The 20,843-nt window shown below is 68.6% G+C and carries 23 protein-coding genes, 1 tRNA gene and 1 pseudogene; 16 read left to right on the top strand and 9 right to left on the bottom strand.

Features of this window, described 5'->3' with window-relative positions:
- Together CVO76_RS01365 and CVO76_RS01360 are read right to left on the bottom strand one after the other, a co-directional pair.
- Positions 1–718 (bottom strand): acyl-CoA dehydrogenase family protein (locus tag CVO76_RS01365; protein ID WP_208740418.1); only part of this gene is annotated, 718 nt, incomplete at its 3' end.
- Positions 715–1,476 (bottom strand): TetR/AcrR family transcriptional regulator, encoded by a 762-nt coding sequence (locus tag CVO76_RS01360; RefSeq protein ID WP_133083076.1) that lies wholly within the window; start codon positions 1,474–1,476, stop codon positions 715–717. The genes CVO76_RS01365 and CVO76_RS01360, both read right to left, overlap by 4 nt.
- Before the next feature lie 63 nt (positions 1,477–1,539).
- Between CVO76_RS01360 and CVO76_RS01355 the strand changes: the two genes are divergently transcribed.
- The 6 genes from CVO76_RS01355 to CVO76_RS01330 all read left to right on the top strand — a co-directional run bounded on the left by CVO76_RS01355 (position 1,540) and on the right by CVO76_RS01330 (position 8,342).
- Positions 1,540–2,856, top strand: a complete 1,317-nt coding sequence (locus tag CVO76_RS01355; protein ID WP_133083077.1) for an acetyl-CoA C-acetyltransferase — start codon at positions 1,540–1,542, stop codon at positions 2,854–2,856.
- Positions 2,856–4,232, top strand: a complete 1,377-nt coding sequence (locus tag CVO76_RS01350; protein ID WP_208740417.1) for a 3-oxoacyl-ACP reductase — start codon at positions 2,856–2,858, stop codon at positions 4,230–4,232. Before CVO76_RS01355 ends, CVO76_RS01350 begins: the two co-directional genes overlap by 1 nt.
- Positions 4,229–5,134: a MaoC/PaaZ C-terminal domain-containing protein gene (locus CVO76_RS01345; protein WP_208740416.1), complete on the top strand. Its 906-nt coding sequence runs from the start codon at positions 4,229–4,231 to the stop codon at positions 5,132–5,134. The genes CVO76_RS01350 and CVO76_RS01345 overlap by 4 nt, the downstream gene beginning before the upstream one ends.
- 153 nt (positions 5,135–5,287) lie before the next feature.
- Positions 5,288–6,250: a trypsin-like serine peptidase gene (locus CVO76_RS01340; protein WP_244186146.1), complete on the top strand. Its 963-nt coding sequence runs from the start codon at positions 5,288–5,290 to the stop codon at positions 6,248–6,250.
- 101 nt (positions 6,251–6,351) lie between these two features.
- A complete protein-coding gene (locus tag CVO76_RS01335; protein WP_208740415.1) occupies positions 6,352–7,596 on the top strand; it encodes a kynureninase in 1,245 nt (414 codons plus the stop codon).
- 8 nt (positions 7,597–7,604) lie between these two features.
- Positions 7,605–8,342 (top strand): M50 family metallopeptidase, encoded by a 738-nt coding sequence (locus tag CVO76_RS01330; RefSeq protein ID WP_244186144.1) that lies wholly within the window; start codon positions 7,605–7,607, stop codon positions 8,340–8,342.
- 10 nt (positions 8,343–8,352) lie between these two features.
- Here CVO76_RS01330 and CVO76_RS01325 read toward each other — a convergent pair whose 3' ends face one another.
- Positions 8,353–8,628 (bottom strand): hypothetical protein, encoded by a 276-nt coding sequence (locus CVO76_RS01325; RefSeq protein ID WP_133083081.1) that lies wholly within the window; start codon positions 8,626–8,628, stop codon positions 8,353–8,355.
- Between the two features lie 219 nt (positions 8,629–8,847).
- On the opposite strand from CVO76_RS01325, the gene CVO76_RS01320 reads away from it, so the two are divergent.
- Positions 8,848–8,931: transfer RNA gene (locus CVO76_RS01320), tRNA-Leu, on the top strand.
- Between the two features lie 167 nt (positions 8,932–9,098).
- Here the strand turns inward: CVO76_RS01320 and CVO76_RS01315 are convergent.
- Positions 9,099–9,593 (bottom strand): hypothetical protein, encoded by a 495-nt coding sequence (locus tag CVO76_RS01315; protein ID WP_208740414.1) that lies wholly within the window; start codon positions 9,591–9,593, stop codon positions 9,099–9,101.
- Positions 9,594–9,884: 291 nt separating this feature from the next.
- Between CVO76_RS01315 and CVO76_RS01310 the strand changes: the two genes are divergently transcribed.
- The gene (locus CVO76_RS01310) at positions 9,885–10,508 is read left to right on the top strand and encodes a maleylpyruvate isomerase family mycothiol-dependent enzyme (RefSeq protein ID WP_208740413.1); all 624 of its coding nucleotides are present in this window, start codon (positions 9,885–9,887) and stop codon (positions 10,506–10,508) included.
- A complete protein-coding gene (locus CVO76_RS17490) occupies positions 10,505–10,627 on the top strand; it encodes a hypothetical protein (protein ID WP_279628587.1) in 123 nt (40 codons plus the stop codon). The genes CVO76_RS01310 and CVO76_RS17490 overlap by 4 nt, the downstream gene beginning before the upstream one ends.
- Positions 10,628–10,693: 66 nt before the next feature.
- Here CVO76_RS17490 and CVO76_RS01305 read toward each other — a convergent pair whose 3' ends face one another.
- From CVO76_RS01305 to CVO76_RS01290, 4 genes are all read right to left on the bottom strand, one after another.
- Positions 10,694–10,891 carry a hypothetical protein gene (locus tag CVO76_RS01305; protein WP_208740412.1) on the bottom strand — a complete coding sequence of 66 codons (198 nt, stop codon included), beginning with the start codon at positions 10,889–10,891 and terminating at the stop codon, positions 10,694–10,696.
- Between the two features lie 141 nt (positions 10,892–11,032).
- Positions 11,033–12,142, bottom strand: coding sequence for a spore photoproduct lyase family protein (locus CVO76_RS01300; protein ID WP_208740411.1), 1,110 nt, complete (start codon positions 12,140–12,142; stop codon positions 11,033–11,035).
- Positions 12,143–12,202: 60 nt separating this feature from the next.
- Entirely contained in the window at positions 12,203–13,099 is an 897-nt protein-coding gene (locus CVO76_RS01295) for a LysR family transcriptional regulator (protein WP_133083085.1), read from the bottom strand.
- Between the two features lie 80 nt (positions 13,100–13,179).
- Positions 13,180–14,808, bottom strand: a complete 1,629-nt coding sequence (locus tag CVO76_RS01290) for an SLC13 family permease (RefSeq protein WP_133083086.1) — start codon at positions 14,806–14,808, stop codon at positions 13,180–13,182.
- Positions 14,809–15,052: 244 nt separating this feature from the next.
- Here CVO76_RS01290 and CVO76_RS01285 point away from each other — a divergent pair, with 244 nt between their 5' ends.
- Positions 15,053–16,150 carry a tartrate dehydrogenase gene (locus tag CVO76_RS01285; RefSeq protein ID WP_208740410.1) on the top strand — a complete coding sequence of 366 codons (1,098 nt, stop codon included), beginning with the start codon at positions 15,053–15,055 and terminating at the stop codon, positions 16,148–16,150.
- Between the two features lie 52 nt (positions 16,151–16,202).
- Here the strand turns inward: CVO76_RS01285 and CVO76_RS01280 are convergent, their stop codons facing one another.
- On the bottom strand, positions 16,203–16,916 hold the full coding sequence (locus tag CVO76_RS01280) for a GAF and ANTAR domain-containing protein (RefSeq protein WP_208740409.1): 714 nt from the start codon (positions 16,914–16,916) through the stop codon (positions 16,203–16,205).
- Positions 16,917–17,233: 317 nt separating this feature from the next.
- Here CVO76_RS01280 and CVO76_RS01275 point away from each other — a divergent pair, with 317 nt between their 5' ends.
- The 6 genes and pseudogenes from CVO76_RS01275 to CVO76_RS01250 all read left to right on the top strand — a co-directional run.
- Positions 17,234–17,968: a GAF and ANTAR domain-containing protein gene (locus tag CVO76_RS01275; protein WP_208740408.1), complete on the top strand. Its 735-nt coding sequence runs from the start codon at positions 17,234–17,236 to the stop codon at positions 17,966–17,968.
- Between the two features lie 42 nt (positions 17,969–18,010).
- Positions 18,011–18,187, top strand: a complete 177-nt coding sequence (locus CVO76_RS01270) for a hypothetical protein (RefSeq protein ID WP_208740407.1) — start codon at positions 18,011–18,013, stop codon at positions 18,185–18,187.
- Between the two features lie 26 nt (positions 18,188–18,213).
- Positions 18,214–18,441, top strand: coding sequence for a hypothetical protein (locus CVO76_RS01265; protein ID WP_208740406.1), 228 nt, complete (start codon positions 18,214–18,216; stop codon positions 18,439–18,441).
- A gap of 72 nt (positions 18,442–18,513) precedes the next feature.
- Complete coding sequence (locus CVO76_RS01260; protein ID WP_133083090.1) at positions 18,514–18,951, top strand: VOC family protein; 438 nt, start codon at positions 18,514–18,516, stop codon at positions 18,949–18,951.
- 131 nt (positions 18,952–19,082) lie between these two features.
- A complete protein-coding gene (locus tag CVO76_RS01255; protein WP_208740405.1) occupies positions 19,083–20,384 on the top strand; it encodes a M20/M25/M40 family metallo-hydrolase in 1,302 nt (433 codons plus the stop codon).
- Positions 20,385–20,400: 16 nt separating this feature from the next.
- Positions 20,401–20,843: pseudogene (locus CVO76_RS01250) on the top strand (acyl-CoA dehydrogenase family protein); the annotation flags it as partial.

The raw sequence follows: 20,843 nt of genomic DNA, 5'->3' as shown, positions 1-20,843 counted from the left end.
CCCCGCCGATCCCGGGCCGGAAGGTGCCGTCGGCGTCGCGCAGGTCCACGTAGAACCCGTGCACGCCGTGGTTCACGCCGTTGGTGATGAGCTGCGCGAAGACGACGGCGGCGCGCCCGTCGATGGCTCCGTTGCCGATGTAGTCCTTCCACGCCGCGCGGAAGGGGGTGTCGATGACGAACTCGTCCGTGGCCGGGTCGAAGGTCGCGGTGGTGGCGATGCTCGCCACGTCGCTGCCGTGGCCTGTCTCGGTCATCGCGAAGCAGCCCGGGATGTCCATGTTCATGATCCCCGGCAGCCACGCCTCGTGGTGCCCCTCCGTGCCGAGGTGCATCACCGCCGAGCCGAACAGGCCCCACTGCACGCCGGCCTTGATCTGGAGCGAGGGATCGCCGACCACGAGCTCCTCGAAGCCCGCGACGTTGCCGCCGTGGTCGTCGTCCCCGCCGAAGGCCTCGGGGAAGGCCCGGTGCACGGCCTTCTGCTCCACGAGGTAGTGGAGCTGGTCGAGGCAGCGCCGCCGGTGGTCGTGGTGGGTCAGCCCCTCCACCTTGTGCACCTCCGGTCGTCCGGCGAGCTCCCGTGCCATCCGCCGTACGTGCGCCCACTTGCCGAGGAGCAGCTCCCCGAGTTCGGCCGTGTCGACGGTGGCCTGCTCGTCGTCCCTGATGTCGGCCGTCGCAGGAAGCTGCTGCGGCCGGGAGATGGTCTGGGTCATGGCGTGTCCTTCGCTGGTCGGCGGGTATGGGGGGAGCGTGGGGTCGACGGCGGAACGAGCGCTTCGTAGCGGCTGATGCCGTCGAAGAGCCAGCCCGTGATGTGGTGGGCCATCTGCTCCTCGGTCGGCTTGTGGGGTCCGTCGGGGGTGGAGAGCCAGTGCTCTCCGGCGGCGCGGACCATGCCGATCGCGGCCGTCGGCCAGTAGCCCGGTGCGGCGTCGTCGGGCCCGGCCGGACGGTCGGGGGAGAGCAGGTAGGCGCGCATGGGCCGCGAGATCATTTCGGTGATCGCGGCGAGGAAGTGCGCGAGCGTGTCCTGCGCGCCGTCGTCGGCGGCCGTGGATTCGGCGATCCCCACCCGCGTGACGAAGGCGTACACGTTGGGGGAGGTCCGGGCCATCTGCAGGTACGCGAGCACCATCGAGTGCAGACCTTCGCGGGGCGTCGATGCCGCCTTGGCGGCATCGAGCACCTTCTGCTGCATCTGGCCGATGACCACCTCCGCCATGGCGCGCTGCAGTCCTGTCTTGTCACCGAAGTAGCGGTAGTAGACGGACTTGGAGGTGTCCGCCGCAGCGGCGATGTCCTCCATCGACGCGCCCGGGCCGAGCGCGTCGATCGCGCGCCTGGCGGTCTTGATGAGCTGCCGTCGCCTCTCGGCGCGATGCTCCTCCCAGCGGCTGGACCGCCCGTCGGATGGCGGGCGCGCCTCGGGCACCTCGTCGGAGGCGCTGGGGAGCACGGCGGCAGACTTCATGATACCCAGCGTATCAGGTACGCTAGGTATCGGTAATTCACCCCTCGCATCAGGAGCACTCCCATGGCAGATCAGGCCGGGTCGCAGAACGCTGCCCGTACACCCCGCACGGCAGTCGTCATCGGCGGCAACCGCATCCCCTTCGCCCGCTCCGGCGGGGCCTATGCCTACTCCTCCAACAAGGACATGCTCATCGCCGCCCTGGACGGCCTCGTCGCGCGCTTCGGGCTCCAGGGCGAGCGCATCGGCGAGGTGGCGGCCGGCGCAGTCCTCAAGCACTCCCGTGACTTCAACCTGACCCGCGAGGCCGTCCTCGGGTCCGCGCTGTCGCCCGAGACCCCTGCGTACGACCTGCAGCAGGCCTGTGCGACAGGCCTCGAGACAGTGGTAGGCCTGTCCAACAAGATCAGGCTCGGCCAGATCGAGTCCGGCATCGCGGGCGGCGTCGACTCCGCCTCGGATGCTCCCATCGTCGTGAGCGAAGGTCTCCGCCGCGTACTCCTGGACCTGTCGCGCGCCAGGACTCCCCAGCAGAAGATCAAGGCGCTCGGCAGGCTGCGACCGAAGGACCTCTCGCCCAACGCCCCCACCACGGGTGAACCGCGCACCGGCCTGTCCATGGGCGAGCACCAGGCACTCACGACCGCAGCCTGGAACATCTCGCGCGAAGCACAGGACGAGCTCGCCTACCGCAGCCACCAGAACCTCGCGGCCGCCTACGAGCGCGGCTTCTTCGCCGACCTCATGACGCCGTACCGCGGCCTGACCAGGGACGCCAACCTCCGCGCGGACACCTCCCCGGAGAAGCTCGCGACGCTCAAGCCCGTGTTCGGCACGTCCCTCGACACGCCGGCGACGATGACCGCGGGCAACTCGACGCCGCTGACCGACGGCGCCGCACTCGTCCTGCTCGGCAGCGAGGAGTACGCCACCGCCAACAACCTGCCGATGCTCGCGACCATCGTCGACGCTGAAGCGGCGGCCGTCGACTTCGTGCACGGCGACGAAGGCCTGCTCATGGGGGGAGTCCACGCCGTACCCCGCCTCCTGCAGCGCAACGGTCTCACCTTCGACGACTTCGACTTCTTCGAGATCCACGAGGCCTTCGCCGGGACGGTCCTCAGCGCGCTGGCCGCCTGGGAGGACGAGGACTACTGCAAGCGGGTCCTCGGGCTCGACGGTGCGCTCGGCAGCATCGACCCCTCGAAGCTCAACGTCAACGGATCCTCACTCGCGGCCGGTCATCCCTTCGCCGCGACCGGCGGCCGCATCGTCGCGACACTCGCCAAGACCCTCTCCGAGAAGGGCGGGCGGGGCCTCATCTCCATATGCGCCGCCGGTGGCCAGGGCGTCGTCGCGATCCTCGAGGCGAGGAACTGATGGCCGACACGTACCTGGAGCTGGTCAACACCCCTCTGCCCGGAAGGATCGCCAGGGCGCTCGGCCTGCCACGGCCAGCGGTCCTGCGCCGCTACACCCCCGGTGAGGTCCTGGCACCACGGCCCGTCCTCGTCGCCGGGGCGGGTGCCGGCGCGGACGCGCTCGCCGACGTGCTGCTCGGGTGGGACATCGAGGTCCGCCGGCACGTGCTGCCCGGGGAGAAGCTCAGCGCCGCCATCGTCGTCCTCGACCGTGCCTCGTCGCCCACGGACCTCACGGGCCCGCTGCTCGAGCTCGGGCAGGCCGTGAAGCTGCTGGTGCCCGGCGGACGCGTCGTCGCCCTCTTCCGTTCCGCAGCGGACACCACCGATCCGGCGGAGGCAGCCGCACGTCAGGGAGTGGACGGGGCCATCAGGTCCGTGGCACACGAGCTCCGGGGCGGGGCCACCGGCAACGGCATCGTCCTGCGCGGCACCGCGACGACGACGGATCCGACCACGCTGGGCGCCCTCCGGTTCCTCCTGTCCGGCAAGAGCGCCTACGTGGACGGGCAGTTCCTCGAGGTGACCGCCGTGTCCGCCGACGGCGTCGTCGATCTCGCTGCGACCACGGGCGCCGAGGGGGAGGGGATCCCCGATCAGCCCCTCGCGGGCCGGACCGCCGTGGTCACCGGTGCGGCGCGTGGCATCGGTGCGAAGATCGCCGAGGTCCTGGCACGGGACGGCGCCCGCGTGATCGCCGTCGACGTGCCGGCCGCCGGCGAGCAGCTGGCGGCCGTGGCGAACCGGGTCGGCGGGACGGCCCTGCAGCTCGACATCACGGCGCCGGACGCTGCAGCCCGTATCCTCGAGCACGTCAGAGGTCGCTACGGCGCCCTGGACGTCGTGGTGCACAACGCCGGCATCACCCGCGACAAGCTGCTGGCCAACATGGATGCCGCACGGTGGGACTCCGTCATCGCCGTGAACATCGCCTCCCAGCTGCGCATGAACGAGCAGTTCCTCGCCTCGCCGGTCTTCTCGGAGAGCGGGCGCATCATCAGCCTCGCCTCGACGAGCGGTATCGCGGGCAACCGCGGGCAAACCAACTACGCGGCGTCCAAGGCCGGCGTGATCGGCATGGTCCGCGCCCAGGCAGCGGCGTTCGACGGCGGTGCACGGACGATCAACGCCGTGGCCCCCGGCTTCATCGAGACGGACATGACGGCGAAGATCCCACCGCTCACACGGCAGGTCGCCCGACGCCTCAGCAGCCTGCAGCAGGGCGGCCTGCCGGTGGACGTCGCCGAGGCGATCGCCTTCCTGGCGTCGGACGCCGCAGCCGGCATCAACGGCCAGGTCGTCCGGGTCTGCGGGCAGAACCTGGTCGGCGCATGAACGGCGCGCCGTCCGGCGAGACCGTCCTGGCCGGACTGCCGAGCCTTCCCGGGCTCTACCGGCAGGCGGTCGCGCTCGTCGTGCGCCGGACGATCGGGCGCGCCCCGGTGGCTTCGGCCCTGCCGTCCGCACGGCACCGCGTACACGGCGTCCGCATCGACCTCGCGGAGCTCACGCGCTTCGAGCAGGAGCTGGGTTCGGCAGCGCGGGACAAGCTCCCGTCGGCCTACCTCCACACCGTCGCCTTCCCGGTGGCCATGAGCGTGCTGGCGCGACCCGATTTCCCGCTCCCGTTGCTGGGGATGGTGCATCTGAGCAACGAGGTGCACCAGGACCGTCAGGTCGCGGCCTCCGAGGTGCTCGACATCGTGGCCTACAGCGAGGACCTCCGGCCCCACGCTGCGGGGACCCAGGTGGACGTCGTGACCGAGGTGGACGTGGCGGGCCGACGCGTCTGGACCGGCCGGTCCGTCTACCTGGCCCGGGGGGTCCGGCTCGACGCGTCGGGGCCTCGGACGTCCGACGCGGAGCGGCCACCGTTCACCGCGCCCCGCCCCACGGCCCTCTGGACTCTCGACGCCGGTACCGGCCGCCGCTATGCAGCGGTGTCAGGGGACTGGAATCCCATCCACCTCAGCGGACCCACGGCAAGGGTGCTCGGCATGAGGACGGCCATCGCACACGGTATGTACCTTGCAGCGCGCATGGTCGACCAGGCGGTCGCGGCCCCGACCGGCGCCTTGGACTGGCGCATCGATTTCGCTGCTCCCGTGCCGCTGCCTGCGGTGGTCGCCGCCTCCTTCACGCGCACGCGGTACGACGGCGGGGAGCGTGTCGACGTCGTCGGCTGGTCGGCCGAGCGCCGGAAGCCCCACTTCACGGGGTGGGTGCGCGCGGAATAGTTCCACGGCGTGGCGGCCCTGTCCAGGGACCAGGAGATTTCCAGGGGCAATTCCCCCCAACTGCGCTTCTGCACTGGGCACGGCCGCCACCGCCGGGGCAGACTCCATGCACCAGCCGACGAAGGCTGGCCCCTGTATGGAAAGAGGAGTTTCGTGAACTCTAGAGGTCTCAAAGCCGGCATAATCGCCGCTTCCGCCCTGATGGCATCAGCACTGATGGCGGCAGGTCCGGTTCGGGCGGCACCCTCGGCGGGAACCGTCGTCGCCGGCACCACCGTGTCCCACGCGCAGAACGAGAGCCAGGCCGCCCTCGACGCCTACTGGACGTCCGACCGGATGAAGAGCGCCAGGCCGGCCAACACCATCAACTCCGGCTGGGCCGCCGAGGGACGGTCGATCCTGCCGAAGGCCGGGCAGGAGTCGGTCGCCAAGGCCCCGAAGGAGCCCGTGGTCGAGCAGCGCGCCACCGCGCAGGCGCCGGTCTCCCGGATCGGCAAGGTGTTCTTCACCATGAACGGCCAGAACTACGTGTGCTCGGGCAACTCCGTCCAGAGCGGCAACCAGAGCACCGTCGCGACGGCGGGCCACTGCACCCACGACCTCGCCTCCGGGTGGGCCACGAACTTCGTCTTCGTGCCCGCCTACAGCAACGGTGCGGCCCCCTACGGCAAGTGGACGGCACGCTCGCTGCACGCGGCGAGCGAATGGGTCTCCCGCAACGACATCAACTACGACGGCGCCTTCGCCGTCGTGAACACCCTGAACGGCAGGACCCTGTCGGCGGCCGTCGGAGCGTCGAGCATCGGCTTCAACATGGCCCGCAACCTCACCTACAGCGCCTACGGCTACCCGGCCGCCTCGCCCTTCAACGGCGAGCGCCTCTTCAGTTGCTACGGCACGGCCTCCGCCGACCGGATCGGCGGCACCCAGTCCCAGGGGATCCCCTGCGACATGACCGGAGGCTCCTCGGGCGGCCCCTGGTTCGTGGGCTCGGGGGCCTCCGGCACGCAGAACTCGGTCAACAGCTTCGGCTACAGCACGCAGAAGAACGTGATGTACGGACCGTACTTCGGCAGTTCCATCCAGTCGGCCTACACGGCTGCGTCCATCCGCTAGTCCTCCGGTCAGGAGCGCACGGGCGGTTCCCCCCGACGGGGAACCGCCCGTGCGCCACGGTGCGGGCCGGCCGCCGCGCCCTTCCGTCCTAGACTGGGCGCATGCTGGACCCTACTCTCCTCGACCGCGCGGCCGGGCTCGACGCCGCAGACCCCCTCGCGCAGCACCGCAAGCTCTTCCTCGGTACCGACGACGATGCGGTGCGCTCCTACCTCGACGGCAACTCGCTGGGCCGTCCCCTCACGTCGGTGGTCGGCAGCCTGACGTCGTTCGTGGAGGGTCAGTGGGGCGGGCGCCTCATCCGCGGCTGGGACGAGGGCTGGCTCACCCTGCCCGAGCAGATCGGCGACCAGCTGGGGCGGGTGGCCCTCGGCGCCGACGCCGGCCAGTGCATCGTCGCGGACTCGACGAGCGTGCTGCTGTACAAGCTCGCACGGGCGGCAGTGGCCGCCCGGCCGGAGCGGACCGAGATCGTGATCGACCGGGACAACTTCCCGACCGACCGTTTCCTCGTCGAGGGCATCGCCCGGGAGCGCGGGCTCACGCTCCGCTGGATCGAGGTGGCCTACGACGGCGGCGCGACGCCGGCCGACGTGGCCGCCGTCGTAGGGCCCGAGACGGCCCTCGTCCTCCTCAGCCACGTCGCCTACCGGTCCGGTTACGTCGCCGACGTCCCCGCCATCACCCGGATCGCACACGACGCCGGAGCTCTCGTGCTGTGGGACCTCAGCCATTCCGTCGGATCCGTCCCGGCCGAGCTGGACGCCTGGGACGTGGACTTCGCCGCGGGGTGCAGCTACAAGTACCTCAACGGCGGACCCGGAGCCCCTGCCTGGGCGTACGTTGCGGAACGGCACCTCGACACCCTCGACCAGCCGATCCTCGGGTGGCTCGGCAGCGCTGATCCCTTCGCCATGGGCTCGGCCTACCAGCCCGCGCCCGGCATCCGCCGACTGGTCTCGGGCACCCCGCCCATCGTCGGGATGCTGGCGATGCGGGACATGATCGATCTCATCGACGAGGCCGGCATGGACGCGGTGCGCCGCAAGTCCGAACTCCTCACCGCCTTCGCCGTCGAGGCCGTCGACGAGGTGCTTGCGCCGTACGGGGTGGTCATCGCCTCGCCACGGGTCGCCGCGGAACGGGGCGGCCACGTGACCATCGATCATCCGGCCTTTCCGGCGATGGTGCCGGAGCTGTGGCAGCAGGGGATCATCCCCGACTACCGGAACCCCGACGGCATCCGTCTGGGCCTCTCACCCCTCTCGACGTCGTTCCACGAGGTGGCCCTCGCCATCGACGCCATCGCCGAGGGCCTGGCGGGACACCGGGCCGCAGGCCGATAGTGGAGGGCGTGTTCCTCCAGCTGTGGGAGCGCATCACCGACGGTTTCACCCGGGCGTCCCCGCCGGAGGTGGGCATGCCCGGGCTCGTCGCCATCGTGCTGGTGGCGGCGGTGCTCTCGGTGCCCCGCCGCTCGTGGCGGTTCTTCGGCCTCTTCGTCACGGTGGTCCACGAACTCGGGCACGCGGCCGCCGCGCTCCTGACCCTGCAGCGGGTCACGGGGATCACCCTGCGCCTCGATCACTCGGGAACGACCACCAGCATGGGCCGGCGCGGCTGGCGTGCTGCCTTCACGACGTTCTGGGGCTATCCGGTGCCCGCCGTGGTCGGTGCTGTGCTCGTACGGTGCGCGGCGTACGGCTGGGCGTCAGCGGCGCTCTCCGTCGGGGCCCTCGTGATGATCGCGGCGCTCCTGCTCATCAGGAACCTCCAGGGCGTCCTCATCCTGGGCGGCAGTGCGGCCGTGTCGCTGGTGCTCGTCTGGTTCGGGGGAGCGGCCTCGGCGGGCCACGTCTGCCTCGTCCTCGGCCTTGCCCTGCTGGTGGGCTCCTGCCGCGACTGGGTCAAGGTCGTGCGCGTGCATGTACGACGACGGGACCTCGCGTCGTCGGACGCCTACCTCCTCCAGGGGAGCACCCGTCTCCCCTCCCCGCTGTGGCTAGGTCTGTTCGCGCTCGCCATCGGGATGGCGCTGCTGTCGTCGGTCGGACCGCTGGCGCGGGTCGCGGAGCTCGCCGCCCTCGGGTGAGTGCCGGTTCTCAGGTGCTGCTGCGGCGGTTGTGGCCTGAACTGTAGGGCGCGCCGCGTTGGCGGCACAGGTCGTCGAACAGTTCGTTGACGGCCTGCGAGATGCAGTCGCGTTCGTGCTCGGGCAGGTCGATCAGGCCGTGCAGATAGGCGTTCACCTCGTACTCGTCCACGCCGCCACCCATGCTGAAGTAGTGGATCCAGAGCTCGCCGGGGGAGATGTTGGCTCGCACCATGGCGTCGTACGTCAGGGCGTACTGCTCCTGGCCGGTATTCGTCTCGTCCACGTCGTCATCCCCTGCACTCGGGCCCGGCCCGTCGAGCGGACCGGTGTCGAGGACAGCTTACGCACGTCCTCCCCGGTCGGACCGGGGTGCCAGGAAGGTTGCCGACGCCTCCGTGCGGCGTGTAGGGCCGGGGAGCGTGCCCCGATGCAACGACTTCCCAAAACCCGTGGTAGAGTTTCTCTCGTTGCTTTCGCCGGTTTATACGGCGAAAAACCACCCGCGCGGGTGGCGGAATGGCAGACGCGCTAGCTTGAGGTGCTAGTCCTCTTATTGAGGGTGGGGGTTCAAGTCCCCCTCCGCGCACAAAGAAAACCCCGGTTCGCCGGGGTTTTTTTGTGCCCTCGACCACGCGGAGTGCCTTCTCGACCAGCCTTCGGCCACCGCGGCGAGCTAGGCCCCTTGTGGGTACTCGGGGAGCGAATGCAGAAGCCCCGGAGGATGACCCCCGGGGCTTCGGTGTGCATCCTGGATCAGGCAGCTGCCGGCGCGGGGACGTCCGTGGGGGTCGGAGCGGGGGTCTGCTCGGCTTCCTCGGCCAGCTCGGCTGCGCGCTTCTCGGCTGATGCGGCCTTCTTCTCGGCCACCTTCGCCTCGACGGCCAGCTTGTTCGCCGCCGCACGCTCCTTGCCGGCGGAGGACTTCGCGTCCGCTGCGGCCTTCTTCTGGGCGGCGGTCGACCTGGCCACCAGCTTCTTGGCGTCGGCGGCCGCCTTCTTCTCTACAGCCACGGCCCTGGCCTCGGCGGACCTGGCGGCGGCTGCTGCCTTATTGGCCGCGGCACGCTCCTTGCCGGCGAGGGACGTGGCAGCGGCGGCTTCCTGCTTCACGGTGGACTTCGCCTGGGCGACGACGACCTTGGCGGTCGGGGTGGCGGTGGGAGCGGCAGCAGTGGCTGCTCCTGCACCGAAGGATCCGATGATGGCTGCTGCCAGGACGCCTGATGCGATCTTCTTGCTGATGCTCATGTGGTGCTCCGTATCCGGTGGTGCTGGTGGGGTCCTGGCGATTCAGGCGCTCCTTCAAGGCTAGGAACCGAAACCGAACTGCGCGGACAGGAACGGCAAAGGTTGGCACAGGGTTTACGCAGGCCCGTGCAGAACGGCGCACCCTCGCTGGGGACGACCTCGAGGCGACGAGTCCGGAGTCCTGCCCTGCTGGTCGGGTTCGTTATCGGGATGTCCGCCGGATGTCGATGATTCCGAGGGTTCGGTTGCGTCCAGTAAGGGATCATGAGCCGTACAGGATGAAGGATGGACATGACCAGCGACTGGCAGACAGTGCATCGGGAACGGCGGGCCCTGGCCGAGGACCTCGCATCACTCAGCACCCAGGAATGGGCGACGGCATCACTCTGTGAGGGCTGGGACGTCCACGACGTCGTCGCACATCTCACGGGTTCAGCAAGGACGACCCGGCGTCGCTTCTGGTTGTCGCTCATCCGGGCGGGATTCAGCTTCGACCGGGCGAATGCCCGGGAAGTAGCAGCCGAACGGGCTCCTACCCCTGCCGAGACCCTCCTGCGATTCGAATCCACGATCACCAGCACCACGGCCCCTCCCGGGCCCCTGATCACCCGGCTCATCGAGATCGTCGTGCACGGCGAGGACATCAGACGCCCCCTCGGCCTACGACGCCCAGCCACCCCGTTGGAGCTGCGGGACACCCTGGCGTATGTCGCGCAGGACCGCCTGTCCGGTGGGAAGAAGCGGTTGAACGGCCTGAGACTTGCCGCTACCGACGGAGGGTTCACCGTCGGCTCCGGTCAGACGGTGCAGGGACCAGCGCTGTCGCTCCTGCTCGCGGCGTCCGGACGGACGGCCGCCCTACAGGACCTTCGAGGACCCGGCCTCGCGCTCCTGCAGGGCCGCCTGGGCGCATGAGCACCGGGGCGACGGTGAACCGTCCTCGGACGATCCACCGGTACAGCGCCCAGAACGGGCCCGTGGCAACGACGGAGGCGATCACCGTGCGGCGCGTGGGGGCGAGCAACTCCTCCTGACACGCAGGACGAGGAGATCGACGACGCACCGGCCGCGGTCCCTGTACGCCTCCTGCCCGGCGAACCTCAGGCCGCTTCCGTGCCAGGGAACTCCCGACGGATCGGCAGGTGCACCACGGAAGCCGACCGGCGCTTCCGCAGTGCTGCCTGGATGGGCAGAGGGGGCATGAGCAGACCCCGCCGGACCAGTTCGAGGGTCTGCCGGCACTGCGGAACGGGGACGGTCGAGGTGGCGTCGTGGTACTCGCCGGGGTGAACGATCATGGCTTGCTTGTCTTCCTGGGAATGAGTGCATCCAGGAGTGATTCGTTGCCGGCGACCTCTGGGCGGGGTTCTTCACAGAGCAGATGCATCCGGTGCCAAACTCACCCGGGCGCTGGTGGGGCATCAGGGCATCCGGTCGGATCAGGTCCAGTAGAGGAGCCGGGCAGCCGGGAGACGCCGGTCCAGCTCCTCCGTGAACCACTCGCGCATCTCCTTCATGGTCTGCTTCGGGTACACGTACTTCACGCCGCCGAACTTCGAGCGCTTCTGGCTCCGCAGGTCCTCGTCCATCTCGAGCTTGGTCCTGGGATACCAGCCCAGCAGAACCTCCTTGCTCGCGGGGGTGAAGCGGTGCGTGATGATCTCTGCCGTGAGATCGAGATCCTCGATACCGGCGACTGCCGCAGCGACGTCGTCCAACAGAGCGCCGTACTGCTCCCGCCAACCGGGGACGGGCATGACCGGGGCGATCGTCAGACCCACCCGGTAGCCGGCTGTCGCAACAGCACGGAGCGCGGCGAGCCGCGCCGGCATGCGCGCGGTCCCACCCTCGAAACGATCGGCGACCTCCGCGGCATTGACCGAGAAGCGGATCCGGGTCCTGCCCGAGTGGTCGAGGCCGACGAGCTCACCGACGTCGTCGAACTTCGTGGTGAACCGCAACTGCACATCGCTCCCGAAGTCCCCTGCCCCGACCCGGGTTATCGCTGCGGCGAGCGAGCCGGTCACGCTCTCGATCCCGAGCGGATCGGTGTAGCAGGACAGCTCGAACGTCGTACCCTCGTCGCCGCGCTCGAGGGTGCCACGGGTGACCGATCCCCGACCGGCGGACGTGCGTATGCCGTCCAGCACGTCGTCGATGTTCGCGTACACGCGGGTCACCGGCGGCCCCTGCAACGATCCGGCCAAGTAACAGTACTGGCAGTGAGCGGGGCAGCCCCTGGCCAGGTCGATCCGCCAGTCGGCGCTCGGCGGGATCGGCTGCGGCTTGAGCGCGCTGGGCGGGGCGACGACGACCGCGAGGGTGTTCTTGGCGGACGCGTAGGTCTCCCGCTCGGTGGCGCCGCGGAGGCTCGTCAGTGCATTCCCGGACAGGACCCGGATGTCGTCGACCCCTGCACGCTCGCATCGCCTGATGATCTCGGCGGTGTGCGGCAGATCAGCTGCGGCCCGGGTGATCATCACGTGCTTGGGGACCCACAGCCGGGTCGGAGAGATAGTGGTCAGGTCCAGTTCCCGGGGCGTCGTCATCACTGTGTACAACAAGCTGGACGGCGGGTATGTTCCACCGGACAGCGCACACGGGCGGCGTCACCGGTGGGTGGATGTGCCGTGTTCCCTGGCGACGTCGAGGAAGGACAGCGCCGCCGGTGTGAGGTCCTTCGTGCGGCTGAGGAGTGCTACGTCCAGCCTCGATACGGGTTCGATCTGCAGTGTGCGCAACCCGGACCGGTTCGCGGTCGCCGTCCAGGACGACGGCATGACCGCGTGGCCCACGCCTGCCAGGACCATCGGGAGGATGGAGGTGCGGTGCGCCACTTCGACCACGATCTCCACCTCGACTCCCTGGGCGAGGGCGTCGTCCACCAGCCACCGCATCAGTGAGCCACGCTGGCTGGCGATGAGACGGTGGCCGCTGAGCGCTTCCCGGTGGACGACGTCGCCGGCACCGAAGGTGTCCGCCTGAGGATTGACGAGCAGGATCAGGGCCTGCTGCTCGAGTTCGAGCACCGTGATCCCGGGGACCCGGATGGGTCCGTGGGACCCGGCCAGGCCGAGCTCCGAGTGTCCGCTGCGCACGGCTTCGATGACCTCCTCGGGCGTGAACGCCGCTTCGACGTTCAGCCGCATGGACGGGTTGAGTTCGACGAAACTCGCAATCATGGAGGTGAGGGGTTCGATCCCGGGGGACGGCATGGTCATGATGTCGAGAGTTCCACTCCGCAGACCTCGAAGGGCATCGACCGCTGACCGGGCCGCATCGAGGTCCCGCATCACCTGTCGTGCGGGTCCCACGAGTTCCTTGCCCGCTTCACTGAGTACGGCCCGTCGTCCGATGCGGTGGAAGAGCGGGACGCCCAGGTCCCGCTCGAGGCTCGCGATGGTCTGGGAGAGCGAGGGTTGTGCGATCAGCAGTTCGTCGGCTGCCCGGTTGAAGCCGTTGCAGTCGACGACGGCAAGAAAGTATCTCAACTTCCTCGTATCCATCGACGCTCCTCGGTGCAGCCAGCCGGTCGGTCCACAGACTACGCCCTGCGTGATCCGTGGACCGATCGGCTGCTGGTGTCCTAGGAGCCGATGCCCGTGACGCCGACCATGATCGGGACGATGCTGATGATGAGGATCGCGCCGATGACGTCGAAGGCGAAACCGGTCCTCACCATGCGGGTGATGGGGACTGCGCCCGTGCCGTACACGATGGCGTTCTGCGGGGTCGACACCGGCAGCATGAAGCCGAAGGATGCCGCGAAGGTCGCTGCCAGGGCGGGGACGAAGGGGTCCACTCCCAAGGCCACGCACAGGGGGATGACGATCGGTACGACGACGGCCGCGGAGGCGGTGTTGCTGGTCGTCTCCGAGATGAGGATCGCCAGGATCGCGGAGAACGCGGTGATCGCCACGATGTTGGTAATGCCGAGGTTGTTCGATGCCGCGGTCCCGATGGTCTCGGCGAGTCCGGTGTCGGCGAGCAGGGCGCCGAAGATGATGCCGGTACCGAACAGGAGGATGGTGCCCCAGTCGATCTTCGACGCGTCGGACCAGGTCATGGTCGCCTTGCGCTGCTTCCAGTCCGTCGGGAGGATGAACAGGAGGGAGGCACCGAGCACTGCGACGATGCCCTCGTCGAGCCGGTTGTCGAAAAGGGTGTAGAGATCGGAATCAGGGCCGGCGACGAGGCTGGCGACCGCGGGCAGGAGCCACAGGGTGACGGTCAGGCCGAAGGCGAACAGGGTGTTCTTCTCCGCACGCGACATCCTGCCCTGCTCGGCCTTCTGCTCGCGGATGAATTCCTCGACGCCTTCGATCCTGCGGATCTCCGGCTTGTTGAGCAGGAACATGATCAGGGCGAGGACGACGAACATCGCTGCGCAGATCGGGGCGACCGTCGCTGTCCACTGGACGAAGCCGATCTTGACGCCGGTGGCTTCCTCGATGAGCCCGCGGCCGATGAGGTTCGGGGGAGAGCCGACCGGTGTGAGGAGACCGCCGACGCTGGCCCCGTAGGCCAGCATCAGCATCAGGGCTGCACCGACGCGGAGCCGGAGAGGGTCGAAGTCGGCCTTGACGACCCCGCGGTCCTGCATGAGCTTCGCGATGACGGCCAGGATCCCGAGGGCGGTCGGCATGAGCATGGCCACCGTGGCGGTATTGGAGACGAACGCCGACAACAGGCACGTGATCAAGCCGAAGGCGATGATGATCCGGTAGGTCGACTTCGCGACCCCTGGGATGGACAGGACGGCAAAGGCCAGGCGTTGGGCGATGCCGTGCTTGAGCATCGCCGCGGCCAGGATGAAGGCGCCGATGAAGGTGAAGATGGTCGTCGAACCGAAGGGCGCCAGCACATCGCCCGCCGGAGCGATTCCGAGAAGGACGACGGCAGCCACGCCGATCAGGCCGCCGACGGGGATGGGCACCGGTTCGCAGATCCAGAGGATGATCACGCCCAGCAGCACCGCGGCGAGCAACTGCTGGGAACGGTCCATCCCGGTGGGCAGGAGTGCGAAGATCAGCGCGACGGCGGGAGCCAGGAAGAACCCCAGCGTCTGCCGCGTACGTTCGAATTTCTCCTCCCGCGGCGAGAGTTTCTGCTCGCTGAGGCTCCGGAAGGACTTGCCACCCAGCAGGGCTGTGCGGACGTCGGTCCGGGGACCGGTGGTCGTCAGATCGGTCGGGTCTGCTCGATTGCTGGACATCTTCGTCCTCTCGTCGGAAGGGATGCACTCACTGTGCCCGCGTCAGGTGATCCCGTCCAAGACCGTCTTCCTACTACCCGGATAGGTAAAACCGATCAACGGATCAGATCGGCGTGTCCCTCGCTCCCATAGGCAACACCTATCAGCAGTATTCGAAGAAGCTCTTGGACGCCGGGAGTTCCCAAACGCTCTACTGGAGGAGGTAGGGCAGCCAAATCTGCCACCACTCGACGAGGAGGACGGCATGAGCGCCACCCGGACATTCAGAATCGCATCGATCCCCGCGGACGGCGTCGGCAAGGAGGTCGTCTCCGCCGGTCGCAGGGTCCTCGATGCGCTCGCCTCGCACGCCGGCGGTACGTTCGCCTTCGAGTGGACCGAGTTCCCGTGGGGATGCGAGTACTACGCCGAAACCGGGAAGATGATGGCCGACGACGGCCTGGAGACCCTGAAGGACTTCGACGCCATCTATTTCGGAGCCGTGGGCTGGGAGAACGTGCCGGACCACATCAGCCTCTGGGGTCTGCGCCTGAACATCACCCAGAACTTCGACCAGTGGGCGAACATCCGCCCGGTGAGGTTCCTGCCCGGCGTCCAGTCCCCGCTGCGCAAGGCCGATGACACCGAGCTCGACTGGGTGGTCGTGCGGGAGAACAGCGAGGGCGAGTACGCCGGCATCGGCGGACGCAACCTCAGGGGACGCGGACCGGGGAACGAGGTAGCCCTCCAGACCGCGCTCTTCACCGAGAAGGGCTGCGAGCGCATCATGCGCTTCGCTTTCGACCTGGCCCGCACCCGCACCGTGAAGAAGGTCTCCAGCGTCACCAAGTCCAATGCCCAGCAGTACGGCATGGTGCTGTGGGACGAGGTGTTCGACCGCGTCGCCCTGGACTACCCGGACGTCACGACCGAAAGCGTCCTGGTGGATGCGATGAGCGCGAAATTCGTCCTCAAGCCGGAGGACCTGTCCGTCGTCGTGGCCTCGAACCTGAATGCGGACATCCTCTCGGATCTGGGCTCGGCGCTCGCAGGCAGCCTCGGCCTGGCGGCGAGCGCCAACCTGAACCCGGAGCGCCGGTTCCCGTCGATGTTCGAGCCGGTACACGGCACCGCCCCGGACATCGCGGGCAAGGGCATCAGCAACCCCATCGGTGCCATTGCCAGTGCAGCCCTGATGCTCGACCACTTCGGACTGCACGATGAGGCACGACAGCTCGAATCAGCCATCGAGCGGACCACCGCCGCCGGGCACCTGACCCGCGACATCGGCGGAGAAGCCACCACCGACGACGTCACCGACGCCATCATCGAAGCCCTGGCGCCGTCACCTGCGGTTCTCTAGCCAGGACGTACCGGAGGGGCGCCGGATTGTCGGCACGGATCGTGGTGGGGGTTCAGGTCTCGAAGTGTGTGGCGGGAGTCTGTTGTCCGAGGGATTCCACGACGGCGGCTGCGACATCGCGGAGTTTCATGTTCCGGCCGCTGGAAGCGGCCCGGAGAATGGTCATCGCGTTGTCGTGGCCGCACCGGTTCTGGGCCATGATGATGCCCGCAGCGACGTCGATCGTGGTCCGCGAATTCATCGCCTGGGTGAGGTCGTGGTTCGTTGCCGTGAGGTGGGCGATGTGGACGGCCATGCGCAGCAGCTGGGACGCTTCCGCGGCGAGTCCCTCAGCGGCGGCGATGACCTCGTCGTCGAAGACGTCCGGCGCCGTGGCGTAGAGGTCGAGCCCGGCGGCGGTATGGCCCTCCAGAGTGATCGGTATGCCCAGGGCGGAGCGGATGCCGTGCTCGAGGACGGTGGGGGCGTAGTCCCCGAAGCGGTCCTCGGTGGTGAAGTCCTGGACCATGTAGGTCTGCCCGTCGCGGGCGGCCCGCAGGCACGGGCCGTCGTCGAAGGACAACTGCACCTCGTCCACTTCCCTGGCGTGGTCGCTGCTGCTGGCGATGACCCCCTTGGTCCTGGGGCGCAGCAGGGTCACGCTGCACAGGACCTCACGGGTGTCCGAGGAGAAGGTCTGCGCCACGCATTCGGAGAGCCGGGTCAGGAACTTCTCGAGGTCGGTGCTGTCGAGGACCAGGTCCTGGAGCCGTGCGGGCTCCCTCATCTCATCGTCAGCACTCTTCCCGACCATGCTCGCTCCTCTGTCCATCGGATCAGGCCGCACCCCGGCCCCCCGCGCCCGCGGACGACGTCGTATGGCATTCACGGTAACGGGAACTTCCCGCGCTGTGTGCAGAAGCTGCCCCGAGCACATGGTGGGCATCACCGCCCCTGTCGGTCATGATCGGGCGACCATTGAGCGACCCGGGACGCTGTGTGCACACTGATAACCAGAAGGGCCGCCGGGCTCCGAGCGTGCCGGCCATGGGGACAACGGTCATCCTTCGCCCACGGGTGACCGCTGAGTAGCTGGAGGCACGAATGGATCCCGTACCCCCCATCAGCGGACTCGGTGTCGTCGTCGGACGCACGAAGGGTCTCCTCCTGACGGAACAGACCGCGCAGCACGCCGTGGATGACCTCGCAGAAGCCGCACGGACCGTCATCGAGCGCGCGGAGGGAGCAGGAGTGTCCCTGATCCTGGGCGGGGAGCGGACCAGCGTCGGGTCGACGGATGATTCCGTGCTGGCCGCCGACCAGCTCCAGTACGACCTGAGCGAAGGACCCTGCCTGACCGCCTGGGCGACGGCCGAGGCACAGATCATCGATGACACCACCGCCGACGGGAGGTGGAAGCGCTGGAACTCGGCGGCAGCCGATGCCGGCATCCGGTCGTGCGCCACCGTGCCCCTCATGCGGGGCAGGGAACCGATCGGAGCACTGAAGACCTACTCGGGCACACCGAACGCCTTCACGGCCGCTGACGCCCGAGTGCTGTCCCATCTCGCCACCTCCGCAGCGGCCCTGCTCGGCCACATCCAGGCCAGTGACACACCGCAGCGCATCGATGCCGAGGTGACCAGGGCACTCAGCACGAGGGGCACCATCGATCTCGCCCGGGGCATCATCATGGAGCGCCACGACATGGATCCTTATGAAGCCCTCGAGCACATGCTCACCTTGGTCACGGACGCCCGCATCACCATGGCCGAGCTGGCGGCGACCATCGTTGCCCGTCGAGACCTCGGCACCTCCCGATTCATCGGCGGGACCTGATGCACCGCGACCTGCACGACGATCGTGAACCGGGTCCGGGAGATGCCCCTGGTCATCACCCTGGTCATCACCCTGGTCATCACCCTGGTCATCACCCTGGTCATCACCCTGGTCATCACCCTGGTCATCACTCTGGTCATCACCCTGGGAAGGAGACCTCGAACAGCACCGCACGCAGTGCCGGCAGCAGCAGGAGGAGTGCGGAACAACGACTTCTGACCAGCAAGGCCATCCGTGAAGCGGGGGTGAGCATCTCGGAGGTGTGGTTACGCTATTTCTCCTTCTCCGGCATGGTCGAGGAGTACGAGGTCCACGCATATCTCCAGGCGCTGATCGACCTGCCCCGCTTACAACGGGACCTCATAGCGCAGGCCGTCAACGAACTGATCGACGAACTGCCCGCCCCCCGACGAGCCCCTTCGGACGCCGACCTCGACCACGTGCCGGACTCCGATCCCGATCCGACCGGGTAGCCCTCGTTGCCGGTGGCCCTCCCGCGCCCAGGCGTCTCGCCGGGGCCATCCTGCCTTGGTAGCGTGTCCCGCATGCCCCTCCGACTCGAGAACGTAGGCATCGCGGTCCGCGACCTGGAAGCGGCGATCGCCTTCTTCACCGACCTCGGCCTCACCGTCCTCGGCCGCGACACGGTCAGTGGGGAGTGGGCCGACACCGCCGTCGGCCTCGACGGCAATCACGCCAGGATCGCCGTGCTGCAGACGCCGGAGGGGGATGGTCGCCTCGAGCTCTTCGAGTACATCCACCCGGACGCGATCGAGACGGAGCCGACCCGTCCCAACGAGATCGGCATGCACCGGATCGCCTTCTCGGTGGACGACATCGACGAGGCCCTCGACATCGCCGCACGGCACGGCTGCTACCCCCTGCGTGGGGTGGCGAGATACGGGGACGCCTACAAACTCACCTACGTCCGCGGTCCGAGCGGCATCGTCGTCATGCTGGCCGAGGAACTGAAGAGGAACTGACCGCACCCCGTGCAGGACGTGACCCCAGCGGGGAAGGCCGGATGTCCGATGCCGACGGAACGGGAAGGCGTGGCCGGTCGGGCGGTGACTCTCGGTAGGCTGGAGCAGTAACCGCTACCCAGGAGGACCACGTGGGCATTACACCCGAAGATGAAGTTGTCAGGATCTGCCAGGAACTGATCCGTTTCGATACCTCGAACTTCGGGGACAACGTCGGCCCCGGGGAGAGGAAGGCCGCCGAGTACACGGCAGGGCTCATCGAGGAGGTGGGCCTGTCCACGCAGATCTTCGAATCCGCGCCCGGTCGCGCATCCGTCGTCGCCCGCATGGAGGGCTCGGATCCGTCGCTGCCCGCGCTGGTGGTGCACGGTCACCTGGACGTCGTGCCGGCACAGAAGGAGGACTGGACCGTCGACCCCTTCGGCGGCGAGGAGAAGGACGGCCTGATCTGGGGGCGCGGCGCCGTGGACATGAAGGACATGGACGCCATGATCCTCTCCGTCCTGCGGTCCATGCAGCGTGACGGCATCAAGCCGCAGCGCGACCTCATCTTCGGCTTCTTCGCGGACGAGGAAGCGGGAGGCGCCTACGGTGCATCCTGGCTGGTCGACAACAAGCCGGAGGTCTTCGAGGGGGCCGCCGAAGCCATCTCCGAGGTCGGCGGCTTCTCCGCGACCATCGGCGGGCAGCGCACGTACCTCCTGCAGACGGCCGAGAAGGGCATCTCCTGGCTGCGGCTCGTGGCCCACGGGCGCGCCGGCCACGGCTCGCAGATCAACACCGACAACGCCGTGACCGCGCTCGCGCGCGCCGTCACGCGGATCGGGGAGCACCGCTGGCCCATCGAGCTGACGCCCACCACGCGCCAGTTCCTCGACGGTGTCACCGAGCTGACCGGGGTCGAATTCGATCCCGACAACCCCGACGTGCTCCTGAAGGAACTCGGTACCGTGGCGCGCTTCGTCGGGGCGACCCTGCAGAACACCGCGAACCCCACCGTCCTCAAGAGCGGCTACAAGCACAACGTGATCCCGGGCACCGCCGAGGCCCTCATCGACGTGCGTACCCTGCCCGGCCAGCAGGACCAGGTCCTCGAGATCATCCGAGGCCTCGCCGGCGAAGGGGTCGACGTGACCTACGAGCACAAGGACACCTCGCTCGAGGTCCCGTTCGCGGGCAACCTCGTGGACTCCATGATCGACGCCCTGCACGCAGAGGATCCGGGCGCGAAGGTGCTGCCCTACACGCTCTCGGGAGGCACGGACAACAAGTCGCTCGGCCGCCTCGGCATCACCGGCTACGGGTTCGCCCCGTTGCAGCTGCCCGACGAGCTCGACTTCACCGGCATGTTCCATGGCGTGGACGAGCGCGTGCCGGCAGATTCCCTCCGCTTCGGCGCCAAGGTGCTCGCCCGCCTGCTGACCACCTACTGAGCGGCGGGGGAGCGGGATGACGACGGCGGACCGGTCCGCCTACCTGACCGAGGCGATGCTGGGGCGGTTCAGAGAACGCGCCGCGGGCTACGACGCGGCCAACGCGTTCTTCCACGAGGACTTCGCGGAGCTCGTGGACTCCGGCTACCTCCGGATGCTCGTCGAGACACCGCCCGGCGACGAGGGTGGGATGGGCAGGGCTGCTGCTGCACAGCGCGTCCTCGCCGCCGCCGCTCCGGCGACCGCGCTGGGCGTGAACATGCACCTCGTCTGGACGGCCGTGGCGGGCCTGCTCGCCGACCGCGGGGATGCCTCGCTCCAGTTCGTCCTCGACGAGGCGGCCGGGGGCGAGGTGTTCGCGTTCGGTGTCTCGGAACCGGGCAACGACGCCGTCCTGTTCGACTCCCTGACGCGCGTGGAAAGACTCGCCGACGGCGTCCTCAGCTACACGGGCACCAA

It is taken from the genome of Arthrobacter agilis, from assembly GCF_002953615.1.
Classification (GTDB): Bacteria; Actinomycetota; Actinomycetes; order Actinomycetales; family Micrococcaceae; genus Arthrobacter_D; species Arthrobacter_D agilis_B.
The sequence above is the reverse complement of the archived record's forward strand: the minus strand, read 5'-3'. Positions and strand labels throughout refer to the sequence as shown.